Source organism: Terriglobia bacterium, from assembly GCA_020072785.1.
GTDB lineage: Bacteria > Acidobacteriota > Terriglobia > Acidiferrales > UBA7541 > Acidiferrum.
This window is the reverse complement of record JAIQGG010000002.1, coordinates 177,059-200,003: the sequence shown is the minus strand read 5'-3', so window position 1 is coordinate 200,003 and position 22,945 is coordinate 177,059. Positions and strand designations below refer to the sequence as shown.

General features: G+C 60.9%; 18 protein-coding genes. 8 read left to right on the top strand and 10 right to left on the bottom strand.

Features of this window, described 5'->3' with window-relative positions; translation table 11 throughout:
* Positions 1 to 41: 41 nt before the first annotated feature.
* The 6 genes from LAN61_04150 to LAN61_04125 form a co-directional block, all read right to left on the bottom strand.
* Positions 42 to 1,091, bottom strand: coding sequence for an LLM class flavin-dependent oxidoreductase (locus LAN61_04150; protein ID MBZ5539696.1), 1,050 nt, complete (start codon positions 1,089 to 1,091; stop codon positions 42 to 44).
* Positions 1,092 to 1,114: 23 nt separating this feature from the next.
* Complete coding sequence (locus LAN61_04145; protein MBZ5539695.1) at positions 1,115 to 2,152, bottom strand: LLM class flavin-dependent oxidoreductase; 1,038 nt, start codon at positions 2,150 to 2,152, stop codon at positions 1,115 to 1,117.
* A gap of 114 nt (positions 2,153 to 2,266) precedes the next feature.
* A complete protein-coding gene (locus LAN61_04140; protein ID MBZ5539694.1) occupies positions 2,267 to 5,635 on the bottom strand; it encodes a carboxypeptidase regulatory-like domain-containing protein in 3,369 nt (1,122 codons plus the stop codon).
* A 520-nt stretch (positions 5,636 to 6,155) separates the two neighbouring features.
* On the bottom strand, positions 6,156 to 6,779 hold the full coding sequence (locus LAN61_04135; protein ID MBZ5539693.1) for a hypothetical protein: 624 nt from the start codon (positions 6,777 to 6,779) through the stop codon (positions 6,156 to 6,158).
* Positions 6,780 to 6,839: 60 nt separating this feature from the next.
* The gene (locus tag LAN61_04130; protein MBZ5539692.1) at positions 6,840 to 7,763 is read right to left on the bottom strand and encodes a hypothetical protein; all 924 of its coding nucleotides are present in this window, start codon (positions 7,761 to 7,763) and stop codon (positions 6,840 to 6,842) included.
* Between the two features lie 548 nt (positions 7,764 to 8,311).
* Entirely contained in the window at positions 8,312 to 9,745 is a 1,434-nt protein-coding gene (locus tag LAN61_04125) for a nitronate monooxygenase (protein MBZ5539691.1), read from the bottom strand.
* Positions 9,746 to 10,204: 459 nt separating this feature from the next.
* Here LAN61_04125 and LAN61_04120 point away from each other — a divergent pair, with 459 nt between their 5' ends.
* The 8 genes from LAN61_04120 to LAN61_04085 all read left to right on the top strand — a co-directional run bounded on the left by LAN61_04120 (position 10,205) and on the right by LAN61_04085 (position 19,701).
* Entirely contained in the window at positions 10,205 to 10,693 is a 489-nt protein-coding gene (locus tag LAN61_04120; GenBank protein MBZ5539690.1) for an outer membrane beta-barrel protein, read from the top strand.
* A 107-nt stretch (positions 10,694 to 10,800) separates the two neighbouring features.
* Positions 10,801 to 11,475 carry a SagB/ThcOx family dehydrogenase gene (locus LAN61_04115; protein ID MBZ5539689.1) on the top strand — a complete coding sequence of 225 codons (675 nt, stop codon included), beginning with the start codon at positions 10,801 to 10,803 and terminating at the stop codon, positions 11,473 to 11,475.
* 121 nt (positions 11,476 to 11,596) lie between these two features.
* Positions 11,597 to 12,046 carry a metalloregulator ArsR/SmtB family transcription factor gene (locus LAN61_04110; protein MBZ5539688.1) on the top strand — a complete coding sequence of 150 codons (450 nt, stop codon included), beginning with the start codon at positions 11,597 to 11,599 and terminating at the stop codon, positions 12,044 to 12,046.
* A 117-nt stretch (positions 12,047 to 12,163) separates the two neighbouring features.
* Complete coding sequence (gene arsB / locus LAN61_04105) at positions 12,164 to 13,252, top strand: ACR3 family arsenite efflux transporter (protein MBZ5539687.1); 1,089 nt, start codon at positions 12,164 to 12,166, stop codon at positions 13,250 to 13,252.
* A 154-nt stretch (positions 13,253 to 13,406) separates the two neighbouring features.
* A complete protein-coding gene (locus tag LAN61_04100; protein MBZ5539686.1) occupies positions 13,407 to 14,504 on the top strand; it encodes an LTA synthase family protein in 1,098 nt (365 codons plus the stop codon).
* Between the two features lie 832 nt (positions 14,505 to 15,336).
* A complete protein-coding gene (locus LAN61_04095) occupies positions 15,337 to 18,126 on the top strand; it encodes an ATP-dependent helicase (GenBank protein ID MBZ5539685.1) in 2,790 nt (929 codons plus the stop codon).
* A gap of 584 nt (positions 18,127 to 18,710) precedes the next feature.
* The gene (locus tag LAN61_04090; protein ID MBZ5539684.1) at positions 18,711 to 19,313 is read left to right on the top strand and encodes a c-type cytochrome; all 603 of its coding nucleotides are present in this window, start codon (positions 18,711 to 18,713) and stop codon (positions 19,311 to 19,313) included.
* Between the two features lie 64 nt (positions 19,314 to 19,377).
* A complete protein-coding gene (locus tag LAN61_04085) occupies positions 19,378 to 19,701 on the top strand; it encodes a DUF5666 domain-containing protein (GenBank protein ID MBZ5539683.1) in 324 nt (107 codons plus the stop codon).
* 31 nt (positions 19,702 to 19,732) lie between these two features.
* Here LAN61_04085 and modC read toward each other — a convergent pair whose 3' ends face one another.
* The 4 genes from modC to LAN61_04065 are packed head-to-tail and all read right to left on the bottom strand — an operon-like array spanning position 19,733 to position 22,833.
* Entirely contained in the window at positions 19,733 to 20,839 is a 1,107-nt protein-coding gene (gene modC, locus LAN61_04080) for a molybdenum ABC transporter ATP-binding protein (protein ID MBZ5539682.1), read from the bottom strand.
* Complete coding sequence (modB, locus tag LAN61_04075; protein ID MBZ5539681.1) at positions 20,836 to 21,510, bottom strand: molybdate ABC transporter permease subunit; 675 nt, start codon at positions 21,508 to 21,510, stop codon at positions 20,836 to 20,838. Before modB ends, modC begins: the two co-directional genes overlap by 4 nt.
* On the bottom strand, positions 21,507 to 22,388 hold the full coding sequence (modA, locus tag LAN61_04070; GenBank protein ID MBZ5539680.1) for a molybdate ABC transporter substrate-binding protein: 882 nt from the start codon (positions 22,386 to 22,388) through the stop codon (positions 21,507 to 21,509). Before modA ends, modB begins: the two co-directional genes overlap by 4 nt.
* A gap of 40 nt (positions 22,389 to 22,428) precedes the next feature.
* Entirely contained in the window at positions 22,429 to 22,833 is a 405-nt protein-coding gene (locus tag LAN61_04065) for a helix-turn-helix transcriptional regulator (GenBank protein ID MBZ5539679.1), read from the bottom strand.
* Between the last annotated feature and the right edge of the window lie 112 nt (positions 22,834 to 22,945).

Genomic DNA, 22,945 nt, shown 5'->3' with positions numbered 1-22,945 from the left:
GCTCTCCCAACGGCCGAAGAGCGGTTCCTTCCGGGCTGCGGCTACTTCTTCTTTTTCCTGCTCTTCCGGGTGAACTCCGGCATCACTTCTTTGCCGAACATTTTCAGCGACTGCAGCACCTTGGGGCGCGGCGGCCCGCCGGGCAGGCGGAAGCGCAGCACGATTTCGTCCACGTCGTACTCGCGCTCGTACATCTTGATCTGGCTGATGCAATCCTCGGGCGTGCCGCAGACGAAATGCTTGAGCGCGCGGTCCAGCGTGAAGTCCGACTCCTTCTGGAATTCCGGATGGTGCGTCAGGATGCCCCAGCGGTAGTAGAACAGCCATTCCTCGACGGCCAACTTCAGGAAGGTCTGCTCCGCCTGCTTGCGCGTGGGCGCGACCCAGGCGTCGCGCATCAGCACCACCTTGGACTTGTGCCCGTGCTGCTTCGCCGAGTCGCGGTACAGCTTGACCTGCTCGTTCCAGACCTTCGGATCCAGCGGAAACGGATCGCTGCACCACGCGTCGCCCAGCCTGCCCGCGCGCGCGATGGTCTTCGGGAACATCCCGCCGACCCAGATCTCCGGGCGCGGCTTCTGATACACACCGGGAATGAGCTGCACATCCTTGAACTGGTAGTATTTTCCGTCGTACGAGAACTTTTGCCCCGTCCAGGCCTTCGTCACCACATCGAAGCCTTCTTCAAAGCGCGCGCCGCGCTCGTGGAACGGCACGTTGAACATCTGGTTGTAGCCCGTGTGATACCCGCTGGCGACGCCCATAATCACCCGTCCCCGCGAGAGATTGTCGATCATCGCGAACTGCTCCGCGATGTGCATCGGGTTGTATAGCGGCAGGATCAGGATGTACGTGCCCAGGCGGATGCGCGAGGTCCTCGCCGCCAGCGCCGACATCAGAATTAGCGGCGACGGAAACAGGCATTCCGTGCGCATGTGCCGTTCGGGAATCTGCAGCGATTCGAATCCCGCCGCCTCGGCCATCTCCGACTCGCGGAAAAGCTGGTCCGTGAACTCGGCAACCTCCTTCGGCGTGGGATACGGACGGTCGTAGGGTCCGCCGTGCGTGTCGGGCATGTAGTGCAGCTTCATCGGTCTACGCTCTCCGAGGCGCGCTATTGAAACTTCGGAAAAACCTTTTCCCCGAACATGCGGATGCACTTCATGGTTTCCTGGTGCCCCGGTCCGGTCGGATACCGCAGGTACAGAATCAGGTGATCGCAGCGCGTCTCGTCGCGGTAGCGGGCGATCTCATCGATCACCTGCGCGGGCGTGCCGGCAATCAGCCGGTTGGGCGCCACGCGGTCGAAGGTCCACTCCGCGTCGGCGATGGTGCGCACCCAGGGCTCCCATTCGGTGTTGAAACGCCCCGATTCAAAGAAGCCGAGATTCTTGTAGAACAGGTGCATGGCGCGAACGTGCGGCCAGAAGAGGTTTTCCACCTCGTGGCGCGTCTCGGCCACCCAGGCGGTGCGCAGCAGCGCCGTCTCTGCCTTCGGATTCTTGCTCTCGGCGCAGGACTGCCGGTAAATCTCGCCCCAGGATTTCATCACGTTGATGTGGTGCAGCGGATCGGTGATCCAGCCGCAGCCCAGCCGCCCGGCGCGCTTCAGCGCGCCCTCGCTCATCGCCCCGATCCACAGCGGCGGGCCGTCCTTCTGCACCGGACGCGGGGTGATGGTCACATTTTCCAGGTTGTAATATTTTCCCGGGAAGCTGAAGCCGCGCTCCCGCCAGCATTTCTGCAGGATCTGGATCTGCTCGGTGAAGCGGTCCACCGCGCCCTTCAGTTCGATCCCGAACAGCTTGAACTCCGGCTCGACCAGCCCCAGTCCCACGCCGAGAATCGCGCGCCCCCGCGAGATATTGTCCAGCACGCACCATTCTTCCGCGACGTGCACGGGATGCCATTCGGGAAGCTGCAGGATGGAAGTGCCCAGACGGATCTTCTTGGTGCGCGCGGCGATGGCCGAGAGCAGCACCGCCGGCGCGGGCAGATAGCCGTCCGGCATCATGTGGTGCTCGGGAACGAAGACGGAGTCGAAGCCGGCGGATTCGGCCAACTCCGCTTCGCTCAGGATTTCTTCATAGAGCCGGGGAATGTTCCGCCCGTCCGGCGGGTCCTGACTGTTGATGAGCATCCCGAACTTCAAGCTGGTGACTCCTGTGGCCCGGGGTGGGCGGCCCTGATGATAACTGAAGTTGCCAGGAAAAGCGGGAGCCGGCCTTTGCGGACCGGCTCCCCGAAGAGACTGCTGTGCGTCCGCTTAGAACGTCAGCTTCAGGCTGAACTGAATCTGGCGCGGCGTGCCGACCGTAGTACGGATGACACCCGCCGACGGATTCGGAACACCCGGTCCGGAGAACAACTGGATCGATCCCGGCAAACCGAAGTTCGGATGGTTCAGGACGTTGAACATGTCGGTCCGGAACTTCAGGCCGATCTGCTCCGTGATCGTGAAGTCCTTGCCGATCCCGAAGTCCAGATTGCTGAAGCCCGGCCCCTTGGCGGAGTTACGCGCGGAGTTGCCAAGGTGTCCCGGAGCCTGCTCGACATAAGCCGCCGTGTTGATCCAGTTGTTGATGTCCCCTGTGGTGGTATTCGCGGAGATCTGGTTCAAACGATCGGGGAAGTCGATGGCGTCGCCCACGCCGGTGATGCCGTACCCCGCCAGAACGGAGAAGGGCATTCCGCTCTGGAACGTACCCAGCGAGGTAAGCTGCCAGCCGCCCAGGAGTGCCTGTTGGACGCCGGCCGCATCGCTCATGTACTTGCGGCCCTTGCCGAACGGCAGGTTGATGATGACGTTTTCCGTGAAGCGGTGCCGGATGCTGAAGAGCGATTCGGAGCGATCCCAACCCTTCATGGCCGGATACTGCGACGCCGCTGCAATCCCGGTCATGACGTTGCCCGAGTTCACGGAGTCGGACTCGGAGATCGCCTTGGCGAAGGTGTAGCTGCTGGAGAAGGTGATGACCGAAGAGATCTTCCGGCTGACTTGCGCCGTGACCGCGTTGTAGTTGGCCGTGGCGTCAAACCGCTTCGAATAGAGAGAGAAGCCGATTGCCGCAACGCCAGGTGCCGCCGTTCCCACCGACGCACACGTGGTGACGGGGTTGGAGGTGGGGAAGATCGGCAGGCCATTGGCATCCGTGCCGCACGGCAGGTTGTAGTTGGACTCCATCTTCCGCGGGATGTGCGTGGAGTTCGATCCCGAATAGTTCAGCGTCACATTGAAGTTCCCGGGCAGCTGCCGCTCGATCTCCGCGTGCCACTGGATCGATGTCGGTGAATTCATCGGCGTCAGAATTCCCGTCACCAAGCCAATAAACGGCCCCGGCACGGTACAGGTCGAGCAGGTCGGGAACTCGGTCGGGGGCAGGAAGCCCGGAGCGAACGGGTTGCCAAAGTAGGTGTTCAAGACTGGCTGGGGCGCATTCCACTGCAGCTGGCCTTGCGCATTGCCGGCATAATCCACGAAGTCATTGAAGATGCCGAAGCCTGCACGCATCACCGTCTTTCCGTTATTGAACGGATCGTAGGCGATGCCGATACGCGGCTGGAACTGCGTCAGCGTGTAGTTGTTGTACGGAGTGCCCACGGTGACTTGCGTATCCGAAGGGCTCTGCCAGTTGCCGAGACGCCCATTCGCGTCGGTCAGAACTGGCACCTGGAAATCGTGCCGAATACCATAGGTAATTGTCAGGTTCGGCCGAACACGGAACGCATCCTCGACGTACCAGCCCAGCAGGGTAGTACGGATTCCGAAGATCGAATCCGGCCCGTCGCGGTGGATCAGCGTGACTGCCGGGTTGGCCGCCAGGAAGTCATTCACGCTCAAGAAAGTATAGCTTCCCCCGGTCAGCGTGGCCGACTTCCAGTTCCACTGGAAGCGGTTGACCATCCCGCCGAACTTGATGGTGTGTTTGCCGACCGAGAAGACCGCATCGTCGGAGACCGGGAAATTGTTCTTCGCCAGACGGAAGGGGCTGGCATCGTCATTCCCCAGAAAGGTTAGCGTGCCCGAAGCCGTGCCCGCGCTGCCGCCGCCGATGGTGATGGCGCCGATGGTTTCGCGCAGCGCATTTCCGGTGTACTGGCTGGGCAGAAGCGCGCTCGTGGTATCGGTGCTGGCATCAATGAAATTGCGCAGGAAGCTGACGCTGACCGTGTTGATCAGCCGGGAGCTGAAGGAGTGATTCCACTTCAGCATCAGGTTCTGGTTGCGGTCCTTGCGGAGGAAAATGAAGCCCGGAAGATGGAAGTCCTGGGTGGCATCGGCGTCGGTAATGGAATAGCGCGCTGAGAGCGAATCACCATTGGACAGGGTGTGCGTGAGATTCACGATACCAAAGTCCTGCCGCGTGGGCTTCCTGTTCGCAAAAACGGACTGGCCAACCCAATCACAACTCGCCGTCCCGCTGGGACATAGCAGCGAGTTAGGTTCCGCTGCCGGATAAAGGCTCAGAATGGACAGCATGGCCGGCGATATCGGAACGTTTTGCCAAACGTAGAACGGCGGCGTAGCCGAACCAGTTGCAACCGGACCCATAACCGGATACGGCACGCCTCCCGGGCAGCCCACTCCGCTGCCTCCCAGGCCGCTGTTCAGCGCGCACTCCGTCGGGACGAAGGCCGTCTCCGTTTCGTTCAGGCGCTGGCGCAGGCCTTCGTAGTTCACAAAAAAGAAGGTCTTGTCCTTCCTGATGGGACCGCCGAGCGCTCCGCCGAACTGGTTGCGCTTGAAGGGCGGCTTCTCCTGAACTGGCACGCCAAGGAATCGGAAGTTGCGCGCATCGAATTTGTCGTTGCGCAGGTATTCATAGACGCTGCCGTGCAGTTTGTTGGTGCCGGTCTTGGTGGCGAAGCTCACGATCGAGCCGGAGGCCCCGCCGAAGGCCGCGCTGTAGTTGTGTGTCAGCACCTGGAATTCGCTGATGGCTTCCACACCGGGCATGTCGCCGGCCGAGGCCGTTCCCGGGGCGGTGAACGTGCCGTTGGTGATGTTGATGCCGTCCACCAGGTAGCCCACCGAGGTGCCCATCAGGCCGTTGCCGCTGATGTACGAGCCGGAGTTGGTGGACGCACCGAGAACCGTCGCACCCGCTGTGTTGGTCATCACCACCAGACCCGGCTGCTGGGTCACCAGGGCCGTAAAGCTGCGCTGGTTCAGCGGGAGGTCCGATACCTGCAGCGGCGAGATCGAGTCGCCCACCACCGATTCGCTAGTGCTGATCTGCAGCTCTTCACCCTTCACTTCCACGACCTGCTGAACGTTGCCGATGGACATGGCGATCTTGATGCTCTCTTCGCGCCCCGCCGCCAGGGTCACGTTCTTGGCCTCCCACTTCTTAAAGGCGGCGGATTCCACGAGGACGTCGTAACTGCCCGCGGGCAGCCGCTGAAAACCGAAATGGCCCGACGAATCAGTCTGCGCCGACGAGGAGATGCCCGTGCCGGTGTTGGTCACGGTGACCGTGGCGCCCGCCAGCGCGCCGCCGTTCTGGTCGGTTACGTCGCCAACCAGCGAGGAGAAGGTCGCGGCGCCCTGCCCGAAGGCCGGCGCGGACGGCAGCGCCAGCAGAACGGCGAGCCCCAGAATCACTGCGGTGCAAAACCAAAACCGACGATTCAAGAATCGCGTCATCATGGAGTTCCTACCCCCTATAAGTGAGTGCCAATTCCCTAAACGATGCAACACCCGGTTTACCAAACAAACGTTTAGTTTGTCGGCGATGCTACGCCGCCCCTCCGGGCCTGTCAAGCGGATTTTCCCCCGGCCCCCGGCGAAGCTTTCGCGAAGGGGCCTGCGAGCCGCCGAGGCGCTTCCCCGCGGGCCTCTTGGCCGCCCGTTCTCTCTTCTTGCTCCTGGAAAACAAGCGCCCTGCCACGGTTTCCGCTCGCTTGCGCCGCGCCATCCACGCTCCGCAAACCGCCAGCCAGAGACCGCACGGAAAACGCGCGGGCTGCGCTATGAGGACGTCTTAAGGACCTCTTGGGGGGGAGAAACAGTTGACCGCTTTGCGGTCACGCGTGCAGTTGACCGCTTCGCGGTCACACATCTAGAAGAACGCAGGAATCCGTCAGGGCCCGGTAGTAGCCGGGCCCTGACGGCCTGGAAATGCGGAGACGACTAGGCGCTCCGCGATCAGCAGCTACGAGCCGGAGCCGGTATCCGTGTCGGATTCCTTGATGTCGGCGTTCGCTGCCTTGCTCGCCTGCTTCGCTTCCGACTTGGCGTTAGCCTGGGGGTCCAGCGTCTGGATGGCCTTGCCCAGGTTCATCTTGCTCGAGCCGGTGCCCGCCGGACAGGTCGAGCCCGCAGCCGGAGCCTGCCCGGTCATGTCGGCCTTCAGGCAATCGAAGGAGATGTTGCGGTTGTGGCTGACGTGAATGGCCGCAACGCACTGGCCGAGGTTCTTGAAGCCGGAGCAAGCGTCTTTCAGGTCCGTGCCCTTGGGCAGCAGGCCCTTGGACTGCAAGTTCGCGGTCAAAGTGCTGTCCAGCTTGCTGTTGCGGCTCAGCACCGTGTCCGGTGAGCTGGCGGCCGCATGGCTGCTGCCGTGGTTGGCCGGGACGCCGGCGTCACGGCCCATGGAGCCGTTTGACCCGCCACCCATGCCACCCATACCGGCGCCCGGGCCACCCATGCCACCGCCCGGGTGACTCATGCCACCGCCTGGACTTCCAGCCGGACGGCCGCCCTGAGCCAGTGCGGGTGTGGTGCCGAACCACAGAGCGGCGACCAGAGTGATTGCTATTGCGATCGAACGTTTCATGCTGCTTTCCTCCTTGTCGGATTTACCCGAGGGAACCGAAATCATCGAAATCGCGCAACGCTAGCGGCGTCTGCCTCCGTGGAACAACGGGCTGAGATTGAAGGCCACGCCGAAAGAGAACGTGTCGAGACTCAGGTGGACGCTGCGGCTATAGGCGACTCCCAGGTCCAGATACTTCATCGGACTGAAGTCCAGCCCCGCGTTGAAGCCGTTATCGCGCACCAGGTCGGCGCCCCCCGAAGTCACCGGGCTGGTCTGGTAGGCGCGGCCATGCGCGCCGGCGCCCGTGGGCACGGGTGCGGATCGTGTCACCATGCGGCTGTACATCTTCTGCGTGCCCCAGGGCGCGACGTCATAGAGCGAAGCGCTGACGCTGAAGGAGTGCCCGAGGTCCAGCGAGGTGCCGGCCTCGAAGTGCGCCACTTTGCCGAGGGTCAGGTACGGCCGGTGAAAGGCCCCCGTATTGAGGAGCGAGTTGCCCGCGCCGGCGATGAGAAAGGGCGTCCAGCGGCCGAAGTCGCGCGAGAAGGTGTTGCTCCAGTCGAACGTGGCGCGCCCCGTGCTCAGGCCTTTGCTGCTGTCGCCGGTCGGCACCGTGGCCGTGAGCGTGGAGCCGTAGTTCACCACCGGATTCTTGAAGCTGAAATGCACAGCGGTGAAGGCATCGCCAAGGCCTGTGCTGGTCGTCGTTGTGGTGCCGGTTAGAGTGGTCGTCTGCACGCGGTCAAAATCGACCGGGATTCCCAAGTCCACTGCGAAATGCTTGTTGAACATATAGCCCGCGGCGGAAGTGAAACTCATGATCTGCCCGTCGGCGTTCGAACTGCCCTCGAACGATTCCACGAGTGTGAAGCCGTGGTCCTGCTTTTCTTTTGCCGTTGGCCCGCTGGCTGCCGGGGCCTGTGCCCGCAGCCGCGGCGTCCACAGCAGCGGCATCCCCAGAATCACCAGAGCAAAAGCAAGGGACTTCTTCCTTTTCTTCATTGCTGTCTCGTTCTCCCCGTTTGGATGGTCTGGGTACACCCATGATTTTCCGCATCATCTACAAAGAATCGGCTGGGCAGCTGATCCTGCGATCCGGCAACTGCTGTTTCGCGTTTTGATGAGCCCGGGGCGCCCGCCGGTTGCCTGTGCGCCGCGCCGCGTGAGCCCTACGCGTAACAGATCAAGCCTCATGGTCCCGCCAAGGCAGGAATCTTCTGGCTGCTACTATGCACTTCTCCCGCCTTTCGGTTCTCTATGTATAACCCGTGTAAGTTCCGAAAGTTAGCTGTACTGAAGGGCAGGGTGCAGGGGGTCTGTACTGCTATTTATTACCGGACTGATCTCTTTTTTTCCTATTCTTCGGTTCCTCATCGAGACCGCCCGGGCCTTCGGCGGAACGCACTAGCCACACCACACCACGCGACGAACGGGCGCACGTCGGCGCACGATTTGTCTAAGATGGGAAAATTGCGCGAGGCTTTTGTCGCGGGGCTGGCTACCAGGCGAACTTTCCGCGCAGCGCCGCGGGGCGCGGACGCCCGGCCGAATCAGACTTCGGCCGCGGTCTTGATCAGGTTGGATTCCGCCGGCACGCCGCTCTGCAGCAGTTCCGCCAGCACATCCGCGGCGGTGTAGGAGCTCCTGCCGGGCCGCAGGAAGCGCGCGACATCCGTAAGGTCGTTGCCGCTGGTCACCACGCCGATTTCGATGTGCTTGCCGGCGCGCACCTGCGGCTGCCCGATGGTGGCCATCAGCGCGTTGCAGAGGCACTTCTTGCCCACCGTATTTTCCTGCTTGCCGCCCTTCGAAACATAGATGCTCACCGGCTCGGCCGAGCAGCGGTAGTCGATCGCGCCCGCCTCGGTCCGGTAGGCCTCGCGCAGATAGCCCAGGTCGCAGATGCGCGCCCGCGCCGCGTAGACGTCCGGTTCGGAGATCGTGCCTTGCAGGCGCGCCACTTTGAATGGGAATCCCGTCGGCGAGGCCACCGAATCGGTGACCACGCGCGCCTGCCCGGCCTTGGCCTTTTCCAGCAGGGCGTACTTGAATTCATCCTTCAGCCCGGACTCCTCGCAAAAGGCAAATGCCGTGCCCACCTGAATGCCCGCGGCGCCTTCCGCCAGCGCGCTGCGCAGCCCCTCCGCCGTTCCGTAACCCCCGGCCAGCCAGAAAGGCAGGCCCAGCTCGCGGATCCTCGCCAAATCCACCTTGTCGCGCTCGCCGTAAATCGCTTCGCCCTCGGCGTCCAGCTGCAGCTTGCCGCGCGGCGGCGCGTTGTGCCCGCCGGCCGTCGGCCCTTCGATGACGAATCCGTCCACGCGGCCGTTGGCCTTTTTCACCATGGTCGTCGCCAGGGTGTTCGAGGCGATGATGGCCAGAAACTTCGGACGCGGCAGCGGCGGCAGATCGCGCTCCATGAACTCCCGCGGCACGAAAGTCATTATCGTGTCGTCGCCCTCCTGCGCTCCGGCCACATGCAGGGAGTAGCTGGCCGGCTCGTGGTTCGCCAGGCGGTCGAGCACTCCGGGAATCTTCAGCGGCATGCCTGCCCCCATCAGCACGTAACCCACACACGCCAGCATCGCGCCATAGAGCGAGGGCAGGTGCGGCATCTGAATTTTTTCCAGGTAGTTGATGCCTACGGGATTGTCGTGGCCTTCCTTCGCCAAAAAAACTTCGACAAAATTGGCTACGATGCACAGTTCCCTGGCCTCGCGCGGGCCGTCCTTCACGTGCATGGGCACGGCCTGGTACGGCGCTTTCTCGTCCTTGCCGCCGGAAATAAAATATTTCTTCCAGATGCGCTCGGCCATCTCCGGGAAAGGAAACTGATCGAGGCTGCGGCGGATGTTCCCGCCGGGATCGCCGTCCTGCAGGCGCCGCGCCAGGATCTGATCCAGCGCCGTTCCGGAAACCACGCCCAGTTGTCCGAGTTTGGATACGGCGCGGGCCAGCCGCCAGCTGGATACGCCGGCTCCCATCCCGCCTTGAATGATTTGTGGATTTTCGCTCACAACTAATTATCTCATGCCCGCGTCCCCGGGCGGCGCAGTATTTTACACTCGCTTGCCTCGCGCGACGCTCAGCACTCCGCGATTAAGTGCCGTAGTGGTATGTCTTTTTCGGAGAGCAACGCTATAAGGAAAAAATCCGAACAAACGAGTCTAATACCAGGATGCGCCATATCCCACAAGACTACGGTTTTTTACACAGTTGTACGCCATTCCACATATTTTTTACTTGCGTCAATTGACTCACCCTTCATATTTCATTCCATCCTAGGGAGATGCGTTTGGCCTGGCTATGGCAATCATCTTGCTCCTAAAAAAGGGGCGTGTGCGGTCATCTTCAGCTTCAACCGCTACTCAGCGCGGTACTTGCTTTACCAAATGCGAAGCGTTCCACCGTAACGCCTCATTCGAGATTTGAGGAGAATAACAATGCACAAGTTCATGCTATCTGTGGTTTTTGCGGGGCTCTTCTGCCTGCCGGCGGTCGCGCAAGACCACCCCAAAGTAGAACTTTTTGGCGGCTATCAGTACACGCATCTGGAACCAACCCTCAATGCCCATGGCTGGAACGCCTCGATCACGGGCAACATGAACCACTGGTTTGGCCTGACGGCTGATTTCAGCGGCGCTTACAAGTCGGGCCTCAAGTTCCACACCTATATGTTCGGTCCCGTCCTCACCGCACGCCAGTCCGAAAGAGTGACTCCTTTCGTGCACGCTCTGTTTGGAGGGGCCCACGCTTCAGACGGTGTCAGTTTCAATGGGTTTTCTATGGCCCTGGGTGGTGGCCTGGACGTGAAGGTCAACAACAACATGGCCGTGCGGTTTGTTCAAGCCGACTGGCTGCTGACACGCTTCGAGGGCATAACGGACAAGAAGAACGCACGCGTCTCAACGGGCATCGTCTTTCGGTTTTAGAAACCAAAAGCTCGGCAATGGTTGCAACCGCGGAAAACTGCGGGGGCGGGAAACCTCCCGGAAAAGATGCCGGGAAGGAATAAGCTGTGTTCCACAAGCCATATCGGATGGCAGCCGGGTTGGCGGTCACCCTGGCCTGTCTCCTGCCGGCCGGAAATGGAGGCCAAGTGCCACGCAGCAAGACTCTGGTTGAATCTGCGAGCGAGATCGCTCTGCCCGCACCCGCGCGCACCGGGCGCATCTCCCTGGAAGAAGCGCTGGCGCGGCGCCGTTCCGTGCGCGAGTTTTCCACCACGCCGCTCACCGCGCAGGAACTTTCCCAGCTTCTCTGGGCCGCGCAGGGCATCACGCATCCCGAGGGCTTGCGCACCGCCCCCTCCGCCGGAGCCTTGTATCCCCTCGAGCTCTACGTGGCCACCGCCGCGGGCTTCTATCACTACGATCCGCAGCTCCACCGCCTGCGCAAGCACGCCGAGGGCGACTTGCGCCCCGCCCTGTACCGCGCCGCACTCGAGCAGCCGCCCGTCCTGCAGGCCCCCGCCGTTTTCCTCATCGCCGCCGTCTACGAGCGCACCGCCAAAAAGTACGGCAAAGAACGCGCGGTCCGCTATGTGCACATCGAAGCCGGCCACGCCGCCGAAAATCTTCTGTTGCAGGCCGTGACCCTCAACCTCGGCGCTGTCCCCGTCGGCGCCTTCGACGACGCCCAGCTCCAAAAAGCCGCCTCCCTCCCCGCCGGCCAGCGCCCTCTCTACCTCATCCCCGCCGGCCATCCGCGCTAGCCGCGCCACCGCCTTCCGCTTCCCTTCCCCAAAATGTCGCCCGCCGCCGCCAGAACATATTCGCCTATCCACATAATTTGCAAATGCTCTTGACAGATACATCTGTACAGGCATATATGTTATGCGGCCGGGTAAGCCGGTGGCCAAAAAGCAAAGATCTCTGACCATGGAAAACCTGTTCCGCGTCCTGGCGGACCGCACGCGCCTGCGCCTGTTGCACCTCATGAACGGCCAGGAAATCTGCGTCTGCTATCTCGTCGAGGTGCTGAAGACCAGCCAGCCCAAGATCTCCCGCCACCTTGCGTACTTGCGCAATTCCGGAATCGTCGCGGCGCGCCGCGAGGGCCGCTGGATGCACTACCGCATCGTCCCTCCCAGCGACCCGGCAGCAGCCCGGATTCTGGAAGAAGTCCAGCGGCGGCTTGCCGAGGACCGTGCCATGCAGCAGGACCGCGCCCGCCTGGTCAAGGCTTGCTGCATGCCTCAGAAGTTCGTGCGCTTGAGCAAGGCGCCTCCGCCAGCGGCTTTGCCCCGAATGGATTTGCGACCCGCCTCTGCGGGTTCGGCGTGAGAAAGGCCATATTGAGGTTTCGGTGGAGCCTGAACTGTCCGGAATAGCCCGCGGCGCCCGTATCGGCGGAGATGTGGCGAGCCAGATAGAATCGTAAGGAGAATTGGCCAAAACAAGATGGCAAATGCTCAGAGTACTTCCCGGCTTTCTTTCCTGGACCGATTTCTGACGCTATGGATCTTCGCGGCGATGGTCGGAGGCGTCGCGGCGGGTTACTTGGTGGCCGGAATCGTTCCCTTTCTAAACCGTTTCAGCGTGGGAACGACCTCCATCCCGATCGCCATCGGACTCATCCTCATGATGTATCCGCCACTCGCCAAAGTGAAGTATGAAGAGATGGGACGGGTGTTCAGCCACCGGAAGGTGTTGGCCCTCTCGCTGATTCAGAATTGGGTCATCGGGCCGCTGCTCATGTTCACGCTGGCAATTCTTTTTCTCCGCGACAAGCCGGAGTACATGACGGGGCTGATATTGATAGGCCTCGCGCGGTGCATTGCCATGGTAATCGTATGGAACGACCTGGCCCGGGGCGATCGTGAGTACGCTGCCGGCCTGGTGGCCTTCAACTCCATTTTTCAAGTTCTGTTCTTCTCCGCCTATGCGTATTTCTTCCTCGCCGTGTTGCCGCGGTGGTTGGGGATGAGCGCAATCCGGGTGAACATCTCCATTCGCGACATCGCATCGAGCGTTTTCATTTATCTTGGCATTCCCTTCCTCGCGGGTTTTCTAACGCGGTTTGTGCTCACTCGCGTGAAGGACAAGGAGTGGTATCACTCCCGCTTCATTCCAAAGATCAGCCCGCTTACCCTCATCGCCCTGCTTTTTACCATCGTGGTGATGTTCTCGCTCAAGGGGCAAATGATCGTTCGCTTGCCGCTCGACGTCGTTCGCATCGCCCTCCCGCTGACCATTTACTTCGTCGTGATGTTTTTCGTTTCTTTTTGGATGAGCGCGCGCGTGGGTGCAACCTACGCCGAATCCACGACGCTCTCCTTTACTGCGGCGTCGAACAACTTTGAACTGGCGATCGCGGTGGCCATCGCGACTTTCGGAATCAACAGCGGAGCGGCCTTCGCGGCCGTGATCGGACCGCTCGTGGAGGTACCCGTCCTGATCTCTCTGGTCAACGTCGCCCTGTGGATCAATCGGCGGTACTTCGGCGACCGCTTCGAGACCGTGACAGCTTGCCCTAAACAGGGAGCTTGATGGGGACGACACTCGGACCGCCCGATTTTGGTGCCATCCCCTCTCCCACCCGCCCCGGAAAAAAGCGCCAATACTGGGATTCTCTTGTAAAGTGTGTGGTGGCTTCCGGTTTGCGAGAGCCTTGAGGAATCCTTCTGTGAATTCTTCTCTCCGTATGGTTCTGGCCATTCTTTGTGCGCTCTTCTGCGCCGCCTCGCCGCTCTGCGCCCAGGTTCCGGCCGGTCACAAGACCCAGCACATCATCTTTGTAATGACGGACGGCTTGCGCTGGCAGGAAGTGTTCTCGGGCTCGGAAAAATCCCTGATGAACAAGAAAAACGGCCAGGTTGCCGGCGAAGCCGCGCTGCGGAAAGCCTACTGGAGAGAGACTCCCGAAGCGCGCCGCGAAGCGCTCTTGCCATTTGTCTGGGGAGTGATGGCCAAGCAGGGTCAAATCTTCGGGAATCGCGGGAAAGGCTCTGACGCCTACGTCACCAATGGCTTGTGGTTCTCCTATCCGGGCTACAGCGAAACCCTCTGCGGTTTTGCCGATCCCCGTATCGACACCAACGATAAGGTTCCCAATCCCAACATCACGGTTCTGGAATGGCTGAAAAATCGCCCTTCCTTTCAAGGCGATATCGCAGCCTTCGGCGCGTGGGATGTGATCGCTTTGGTATTCAATCCCCAACGCTCCAAACTCACCGTCGATGCTGGCTTTGATCCCTTCACCTCCATCCCTAGTACGCCCAAACTCGAACTCTTGAATAGCCTCAAGGCCGAGATACCCCATGTGTGGGACGATGAGCCTTTCGATGCCCTCCCCTTTTACACCGCGGAAGAATATCTGAAGGCGCAAAAGCCGCGCATCTTGTATCTCTCGCTTGGCGAAACGGACGATTGGGCGCACGCGGGAAGATACGCGGATTATCTGGATTCTGCCCGCCGGGTAGACTCCTACTTGCAATCCCTCTGGGAGCTGGTGCAATCCATGCCCGAATACCGCGGCAATACCACTCTCATTTTTTCTCCCGACCATGGCCGGGGAAAGGCTCCTCATCAATGGCGCGACCATGGCCGGAAAATCCCGGATTCCAAATACATCTGGATGGCTTTTCTTGGTCCGGACACACCCGCTCTCGGCGAACGTTCCCAAATTGCGCCGGTCACCCAGAATCAGATTGCCGCCACGCTGGCGGCCCTCTTGGGGGAAGATTACGCGGCCGCTGTTCCCCAGGCGGGAAAGCCCATCACCGATGTGCTCCCACACTGAGTGCCACTCGGCCGCCTGTCGGAATAGAAAAATGATTCACTAGCAGGGTGCTGAAAAAGTCCTTTTACGGTCATCCCGAGCGCAGCGAGGGATCTGCTTTTTGCAAAAAAACCAAGAAAAAAGCAGATTCCTCGTCGCCTGCGGCTCCTCGGAATGACACGATTGGGGGTTTTTCAGCAGCCTGCTAGTGGACCCCGCTTGCGAGCCAGAGTCCAACGATCAGAAGAGCGCCCAGAAGTGCTTGAACTCGCGAAGCCCCTCTCAATGCCAAAGCGAGAGGTATTCCCGCTACTGACAGACGCAGCATTATGCCTGCCCGATCGCTTGTAATGAAATTGGTGTGGAAACCCATCGGATAAAGGGCGACGGGAATAACGAGAGCCAGCCAGCTTAGGGACGTGGTTACAATCGCCAAAATACCCACAACGCTGCGCCAGCGCGCCAACTCTTTTCGGGCGTGCTTCGCCCAACCCCGGTAAGCCAGAACGCTGAGCGCGGGACTCGTCAGGGCGCCTGCAATCGACATGACCTGGTACACCATGGCTTCTCCAGCACTACCTATAACAGGTTGCGAAAAAACACATTTTCTTCCCGATTATGTAGATGCCGGCGGAATTTATCCCGACCTGGTTGGGAGCTCGGCCAGTGACAACCCCTTGATGAGTCGGCAGGCACCCCGTCTCCTGTCTGCAAAACGCCTTGCTCGACTGATATACTCCGCCCGTGCCCACCAAGCAATCCATTCCGCAGCGTGCATCCTCTGCCCCACCCAAGCAAACGCTGACTGCGGATCAGGCGCTGAGAAGACGAGTATCGAGCTAGGGGTTGAGACATGGAATTCACGCGATCGCAGCTTCGGGCGATTGGCCACAAAGATGGCAATTTACAGATCATTGCATGCGCCGGGTCTGGGAAGACGGAGGTTGTGGCCCGGCGCATCGCCAACCTGTTGAAAGCGGGCGCCCAGACAGGGCTAGCACCGAGGAATGTTGTTGCATTTACTTTCACGGACAAAGCGGCGGCGGAGCTGAAGGACCGAATCGATGCGAGGTGCCGCGAAGAATTGGGCAATATACTCGCCATGGCAGAAATGTTTGTCGGAACCATCCATTCGTTCTGTCTGGATTTGCTCATGACCGAGGTCCCCAAATATCTCAAGTACGATGTACTCAATGAGGTTCAACAATCGCTCTTCGTGGACCGTCACAGCAGAAGGAGCGGGCTCACTACCTCCACTGATTTGGCATCCCGGACGTTGGCTCGTTACAAGGACACGCCCCTGTATATCAGCGCATTGGGCATCCTGCGGGAGGATGAAACCAATCCAAGACAGCTTTCGACATGTTCGGTCGTCCAGGGATTGCAGTCATATGCAAACCTACTCGACGAGACGCACTTCTTTGACTACTCGTCGATCATGTCTACGGCGGTGGAAATACTTAGAAGAGATCGAGCGATTCGTGAGCGCCTTTCACAAAGAATTAAGCACGTTATTGTCGATGAGTATCAAGACGTGAATCCAGTGCAGGAAGCCATCGTCAGGAATCTCCATGACCTAGGCGCTACAGTCTGCGTTGTCGGAGATGACGATCAGACTGTCTACCAATGGCGCGGCAGCGATGTGGGAAACATTCTTACATTTAGCAAGCGTTACCCAAAGGCCAAGCAGATCCGTCTCGAAGATAATTTCCGTTCGAGCCCCGGAATCGTGGAAACCGCTCGGGCTTTCATAGAGCAAAACAAAGACCGCCTGCCAAAGAAAATGCAGCCAACTCCTGCACAGACATGCCAGCGTGGCGACATTATTGCCATGTCTTTTAATAGTCCGGAGTCCGAGGCCGCATATATTGCCCGCACGATGCACGAACTACGCGGCGTGGTTATCAAAGAAGACGGGAAAGAACGCGGCATCGCATGGTCCGATATGGCCGTTCTCCTTCGAAGCGTGGGAGCAAATGGAGAGCCCATCACGCGTTCCCTGAGTCAAGCGAAAATACCGTACCTGGTCGTCGGCATGAATAATCTATTCGGTACGGCGGAGGCGCAGGCTGCGCGAGCGCTTTTTTATTTCATGGCTGGCCGCTTGGATGCTTCCCAACTAGAAGATTCATGGACGGCTGCAGGATTGGGAATATCAGCGGGGGATCTCCGACACGCCATCGAAAACGTGCAGACATTTCGCGAGTCCTTTGATAACCCGACTGAGCGCTTCAGCTTCTACTCGATCCAGCGAACATTTCAGACATTCCTCGACGAGGCTGGAATTCGCGAAGAGCGCGTGCCTAATGGTCGAGGAGAAGTTGTGTTTTACAACTTGGGCAAGTTCAGTCAACTCATCTCGGATTTCGAGACGATCCATTATCACTCGCAGCCGAAAGAGAAATACGCGACGTTTGCAAACTTCCTCCAATACCGTGCGCAAACCGCCTACTCGGAGGGATGGCAAGAAAACCAATATGCGAATCCCGACGCTGTCAGGATTATGACCATCCATCAGGCAAAGGGGATGCAATGGCCGGCAGTTTTCATTCCAGCACTATTGAGAAACCGCTTTCCATCGGCTGCACACGGCGGTCGAAACGTATGGCATCTGATTCCTAAACCTGGAATCAAATGCCAGTCACGTTATGACGGAAGCATTGAGGACGAAAGGCGTCTCTTCTATGTAGCCATGACAAGGAGCCAAAAATTCCTTCACATGACCTGGGCTCCCATCTCCGGAAAGAACAACCGATATCGCATTGCCTCCGAGTTTTGGAACGACATTCTGGTTTCCAAATATGTGAAGCGCCGCCTACCGGACTATTCGAGTCGCAAGCGGCTTGCTCCCACGCCGCGAAGAGGCGTTGAGAACGTGGTCTTTTCTTTCTCGGATATCAAGTATTTCTTCGAGTGTCCGTACCAGTTCAAGCTCCGGATCCTGTATGGGTTCAATGCTCCGATTCACGAGGCGCTCGGCTATGGGCGGTCTCTCCACAATGTGCTGGCTGAAATCCACTCCCGCGCGCTGCGTGGCGAGTTTGTCAAAGAGAAAGAGGTTGGTACGCTGGTTGACCGGCATTTGCACACGCCATACGCTTATCAGTCCCTCAAAGACAATCTCGAAGCCGCAGCAAAGAAAGTGGTCCAAAGCTATATCCGCGACAACAAGGCCGATTTTAAGAATATTGAGTTCTCCGAAAAACAGATCGAAATTGGCCTGGAAGACGGGGTTAGCGTCGTTGGCCGAATCGATCTGGTCCGCAGAATCGATACTGGCGAAACAACGATAGTCGACTTGAAATCCAGCGGCCGGGCCCAGGCGGAGGAAGTCACGGAGACGCAGCTTCATATCTATGCGCTCGGGTACCAAGAGCTGACCGGAAGGCCGGCTGACTACGTCGAGATATACGAGCTGGACGAAGGGAAACGCAAGCCGCGGTCGGTTGATGCCGAGTTCATTGACGACGTGAAGAAAAAGATGACCCATGCTGCCCACGCTCTTCGCGTGGGTGATCTACCGGCGCAGTCTTCTATAGTCAAATGCAAGACTTGCGATTACAAAGGGATGTGCAGCGCTGGCGTTGAAGCGTTGAATCAAGGGGCCAGTTCGCAGAAGCCCGGTCGACAGCGTAAGCGATAGGACCTTCTGTCGCTGAGCATATCGGTTTAGGTGAGCGCCCCCCATGGGACGCTATGTTTTTCTGCGCGTCCCCGGCTGACCTGGCGGGTGGCAATCCCTTGACGAGTCGGCAGGAACTGGGTGCCGCACCCTTTTCGTCCGCGAAAAGGGTGCGGTTTTTTCTGCACCTGGCAATGCCGCGCACAATCTCATTCGAATGCCCCGCCTCCCCCCGGCCAATTCCGCCCAATCACCTCTTGAAGTGCATGTACTACTGTGCTAACATGTAGTGTGATTACGCAGCAGCCACTTCGCGCGCCGCACCCCTCGCCCGCTAACCCTTGCAGAATCCGCACTTCCGCAAAACCACTCCGCAACCTCTTCAGAATCATCACTTGCAAACTCCTCTGCAAGAATATGCAAACAAACATCTTCAAGTCTTTTCGTTTGATACTCTTTCCCACCTGTCTACCGCAACTCTTTTTGTTTGATATTCTTACAAAAACAACGGGGGTGGGGGGAGGGTCCACCCTGTTACTTTTTCACCCCTGCCCCTTCCCCGGTGGCGCACTCCGCACCACCTCGGCTAAGATGAGGCACACATCATGACTCGCCGACGTCTCATCCTTATCCTCTTGCTAGTGCTCCTGGCCGCGGCTGCGTGGACGGCCCGGCAGATCCTCCACCACGGCCTGAGCGCCCGCGCCACGCCCACGCGCCTGGAAACCGCCCTGGCGCGCAACGTCCGCCATCTTGCCTTCCCTGCGAATGCCCGGACTTTGGCGAATCCCGTCCCGGTCTCGCCGGAAGCCATGCGCGAAGGCCTGCTGCACTTTGCCGACCACTGCGCCGCCTGCCACGCCAACGACGGCAGCGGCGACACGCCTTACGGCCAGGGCCTCTACCCCAAGCCGCCGGACCTGCGCAGCGCCGCCACGCAGAACCTCTCCGACGGCGAGCTCTTCTGGATCATCGAAAACGGCGTGCGCTTCACCGGCATGCCCGCGTTTTCGGAGCCCGGCGAGCAGCAAGAGAGTTGGCAGCTCGTGCGCTTCCTCCGCCATCTGCCGCAACTCACCCCCGCGGAACGCGCCGAGATGGAGCGCAACAATCCCAAGACCGCGGAAGACCGCGCCGAAGAACAGGAAGAGGAAGATTTCCTGAAGGGCGCAAGCCCTTCACCCGAAATGGAGATGCACCATCATTAGATAGAATGCAGGGGCGGGCTTGTTTGCGCCGGGCATGCCGCAGGGCGCCGCCGGGAGAGGTCCTATGAAACGCACCACTCTGCTCTTGATCGCAATTTCTCTCGCGTGCGCATCTCTTGCGCTGGCGCACGACACCAAAAAACACATCCTGGGAACCGTGGTGAAGATCAGCGCCGACTCCCTCGTGGTCGAAGCCAAGAACGGCAAAACCTTCGAGGTCACTATCGGCCCCGCTACCGTCTTTCTGAAGGACGGCCAACCCGCCAAGCTGCAGGATCTGGCGCTGGGCGACCGCGTGGTGGTTCACGCCACGCCCAAGGGCCTGGCGCTGGTGGCCGAAGAAGTGCGTTTCGCCACCGTGCCGCCCAAGGCCAAGCCGAAATCGTGAACAGCCGCGTTTCCTTCCGGGAGAGGCGCGCTCACTCCTCGACGAGATGGCAGGAGTGCGTCTTCACCACGACCCACACCGGCAGCTCCACGGCCAGCCGCAGGCTGCGCACCGCGCCCGGCGTGACGTGCACCAGGAAGCGCGCGCCGCAATCCACCTGCACGCGCACCAGCGCGCCGCGCTCCTCCAGCGCGGCGATGCGCCCGGGCAGCACGTTGCGCGCGCTCAGCCCCGCGGGGCGTTGCGTGGCCAGCAGGATATCCCCCGCGCGGATGGCCAGTTGCACGCGGTCACCCGGCGTGGCATGGGCCAGGGGCACCTCGAACTCCACCGCCGTGCCCTCCAGGCGCACGCGCATCACGCCGTCCGTTTCGCGCAGATCCAGCACCGTGGCCGCGAGGAAATTCTCGAAGCCCGCGGCCTGCGCCAGGCGCTTCCGCCGCGGCGCTTCCAGCACTTCGCGGGGCGGGCCCTGGGCCACCACGCGGCCCTCCTCCAGCACGATCATGCGCTCGCCGAGAACGTCCACTTCTTCGCGGTTGTGCGTGACGTACAGAATCGGCAGGCGCCGCTGCGCATTCCAGGCCCGCAGGTCGGCGAGGATTTCTGCTTTCACCGCGGCGTCCAGCGCGGAGAGCGGCTCATCCAGCAGCAGCACGCGCGGCGAGGTCACCAGCGAGCGCGCCAGGGCCACGCGCTGGCGCTCGCCGCCGGAAATTTCCCCGGGCTTGTGCGCGGCCAGCCCGGCGACCCGGAAGCTTTCCAGAATTTCGCCCACCCGCGCGCGGCGCTGCTCTTCCGGCAGATGCGCGAGGCCGTAGCCGGCGTTTTCTTCCACCGTGAGATGCGGAAAGAGCGCCAGGGTCTGGAAGACGTAGGCGAGTTGCCGCTGCTGCGGCGGCAGATTCGTGCGCGTCTCGGAATCGAAGAGCAGCAGATCGCCCGCGGCGATGCGGCCCTGGTCCGGGCGCGCGAGTCCGGCGATGCAGTCCAGCAGCGTGGACTTCCCCGCCCCCGACGGCCCGAAAAGAATCGTGAAGCCGGGCTCGATCCGCAGCGAGACCTCCAGAACGAAGGGGTTCGCGCCGCGGCGGCGCTGCGCGCGGCGGACGCGGGCGCTGAGCGCAGCAGAGCTCATCGCGGGCTCCACGGCGACCACACCCGGCGGTTCACCGCATACACCACGGACAAAGAGGAAAAGGACAGCAGGAGGAGGAGCAGGGCCAGGCGGTTGGCTGCGCCGTAGTCCAGCGCCTGCGCCGAATCGTAGATGGCGATGGACACCGTCCGGGTAATGCCCGGGAGATTGCCGCCCACCATGAGCACCACGCCGAATTCGCCGAGGGTATGCGCGAAGCTCAAGACGAGCGCGGTCAGCAGGCCGGAAAAGGAGAGCGGCAGGATCACGCGGCGAAAGGTGCGCAGGCGCGAGGCGCCGAGGACGAACGAGGCATCGAGCAGCGCGCGGTCCACGCCGCGAAACGCGCTGACCAGCGGCTGCACGGCAAACGGCAGGCTGTAGAGCAGCGATCCGACGACGAGCCCCTGGAAGGTGAAGGCCAGGCCGTGCCCGAACAACGCCTGCCAGAGCCGGCCGAACGGCGTCCGCGGCCCCATGATCACCAGCAGATAAAAGCCGAGCACGGTCGGGGGGAGAACCAGGGGCAGGGCCACCAGCGCTTCCAGGAGAAAACGGCCGCGCCAGCGTCCAAAGGCCAGCCAGGCCGCGAGCGGCAGGCCGATGCCCAGCAGGAGGACGGAAACAACCGCCGCCAGGCGCAGCGAGAGCAGGAGCGCTTGCAGATTCATGGCGTTTTTGCGGGCGGGACAGCCTGCGCAAGAAACGAGAAACCGTGTTTCTCGAGCAGCGCGCGGCCTGCCGGGCTCTTCACGAATTCCAGAAAGGCCCGGGCCGCCTCTTTATTGGGGGAAGACTTGAGTACGACGGCAGCCTGCTTGAGCGGGGGATGCGCGCCGGCAGGAACGCTCCAGAATTTTCCGGCTTGCTGCAGGTGCGGAGAGAGCGCCAGGGCCAGGGCAAGGAGCCCGGCATCGGCGTTGCCGGACTCCACAAACTGCGCCGCCTGCGAAATATTTTCGCCGTAGACCAGCTTGGCTGCGACTTGGTCATAGATGCCGGCGCTCATCAGCGCCGCGACCGCGGCCTGGCCGTAGGGCGCATGCCTGGGGTTGGCGATGGCGATTTTGCGGATGGCGGGATCAAGAAGCGCATCCCAGCCGCGCCGGGCCACATCCACCGGAGAATTTGCGGGGACCCAGAGGACCAGGCGGCCGACGCCGTATTGGTAGAGTGTGCCGGGCTCGGCCAGGCCGGCGGCCTCGAGCTGGCGCGGGTAGTCCATGTCCGCGGAGAAGAACAGATCGAAGGGCGCGCCGTTCTGAATCTGCGCATAGAAATTTCCGGAGGAGCCATAGGTGATGCTGACCTGGTTGCCGGTTTGTTCCTCGTACTTGGCCGCGACTTCCGGCAGCGCGAACTTCAGGTCGGAGGCGGCGGCGACGGTGATGCCGGCGGCGCGGAGGACGCTCGCTGCCAGGAAGAAAGACAGGCCAGCGGTGATGAGGCGAAAAGAGAGAGCTCGGCTGCGCCCGGAATGACAAGGGAATGGCGCCAGGAGCCGAGAAGGAGTTGCCGCTGCAGGCTGACGGTGCGTTGACGATTTCATAAAACTCCCCAGGCTCGGTGGATTTATTCTCCGGAAAAAGTCAGGTGCGCAGGATCATGACTTCGGTGGCTTTGACCAGGGCGGCGGCGCGCTCGCCGGGCTTGAGGCGCAATTCGCGGGCGGCGTCGGCGGTGATGATGGCGGTGATGCGCTGTTCGCCGATAGCCAGGGTGACCTGGGCCAGCAGGCCGTCGTATTTCACTTCGAGAACGCGTCCGCTGAGCTGGTTGCGGCCGCTGATGCGGCGAAACGCGCCGCGGCGATGCCGCAGGCCGCCGCGCTCCAGTTTTTTCGGGAGCAGGCGGTCGATTTCGCTTTCCGGGACGCGGTGGTGCCCGCCGGGGGTCCTGGCGGTGCGGATCTTTTTCTTGTAGATCCACTGCTTGAGCGTGGGATAGCTGACACCCAGGATGCGCGCCGCGTCGCGCGGCGAAAGCAGGTTCATGGCACTCTCCGGTCCGCCAGAAAGCACATATTACGACATATTGAGTCGTATACTCAATACGTTTTTATATGTCTCAGAGCCTGTGCCCAGGAAAGAAGAAGATAACGCAGAG

Coding starts and splice junctions, on each gene's coding strand:
- LAN61_04110 (MBZ5539688.1), top strand. CDS start 11,597: ATGCGGCCGGGTAAGCCGGTGGCCAAAAAGCAAAGATCTCTGACCATG.
- LAN61_04125 (MBZ5539691.1), bottom strand. CDS start 9,745: ATGGGAGCCGGCGTATCCAGCTGGCGGCTGGCCCGCGCCGTATCCAAA.
- modA (MBZ5539680.1), bottom strand. CDS start 22,388: ATGAAATCGTCAACGCACCGTCAGCCTGCAGCGGCAACTCCTTCTCGG.
- modB (MBZ5539681.1), bottom strand. CDS start 21,510: ATGAATCTGCAAGCGCTCCTGCTCTCGCTGCGCCTGGCGGCGGTTGTT.
- LAN61_04085 (MBZ5539683.1), top strand. CDS start 19,378: ATGAAACGCACCACTCTGCTCTTGATCGCAATTTCTCTCGCGTGCGCA.
- LAN61_04095 (MBZ5539685.1), top strand. CDS start 15,337: ATGGAATTCACGCGATCGCAGCTTCGGGCGATTGGCCACAAAGATGGC.
- LAN61_04130 (MBZ5539692.1), bottom strand. CDS start 7,763: ATGAAGAAAAGGAAGAAGTCCCTTGCTTTTGCTCTGGTGATTCTGGGG.
- LAN61_04100 (MBZ5539686.1), top strand. CDS start 13,407: ATGGTTCTGGCCATTCTTTGTGCGCTCTTCTGCGCCGCCTCGCCGCTC.
- LAN61_04150 (MBZ5539696.1), bottom strand. CDS start 1,091: ATGAAGCTGCACTACATGCCCGACACGCACGGCGGACCCTACGACCGT.
- LAN61_04115 (MBZ5539689.1), top strand. CDS start 10,801: ATGGCAGCCGGGTTGGCGGTCACCCTGGCCTGTCTCCTGCCGGCCGGA.
- LAN61_04065 (MBZ5539679.1), bottom strand. CDS start 22,833: ATGAACCTGCTTTCGCCGCGCGACGCGGCGCGCATCCTGGGTGTCAGC.
- LAN61_04090 (MBZ5539684.1), top strand. CDS start 18,711: ATGACTCGCCGACGTCTCATCCTTATCCTCTTGCTAGTGCTCCTGGCC.
- LAN61_04120 (MBZ5539690.1), top strand. CDS start 10,205: ATGCACAAGTTCATGCTATCTGTGGTTTTTGCGGGGCTCTTCTGCCTG.
- LAN61_04135 (MBZ5539693.1), bottom strand. CDS start 6,779: ATGAAACGTTCGATCGCAATAGCAATCACTCTGGTCGCCGCTCTGTGG.
- modC (MBZ5539682.1), bottom strand. CDS start 20,839: ATGAGCTCTGCTGCGCTCAGCGCCCGCGTCCGCCGCGCGCAGCGCCGC.
- arsB (MBZ5539687.1), top strand. CDS start 12,164: ATGGCAAATGCTCAGAGTACTTCCCGGCTTTCTTTCCTGGACCGATTT.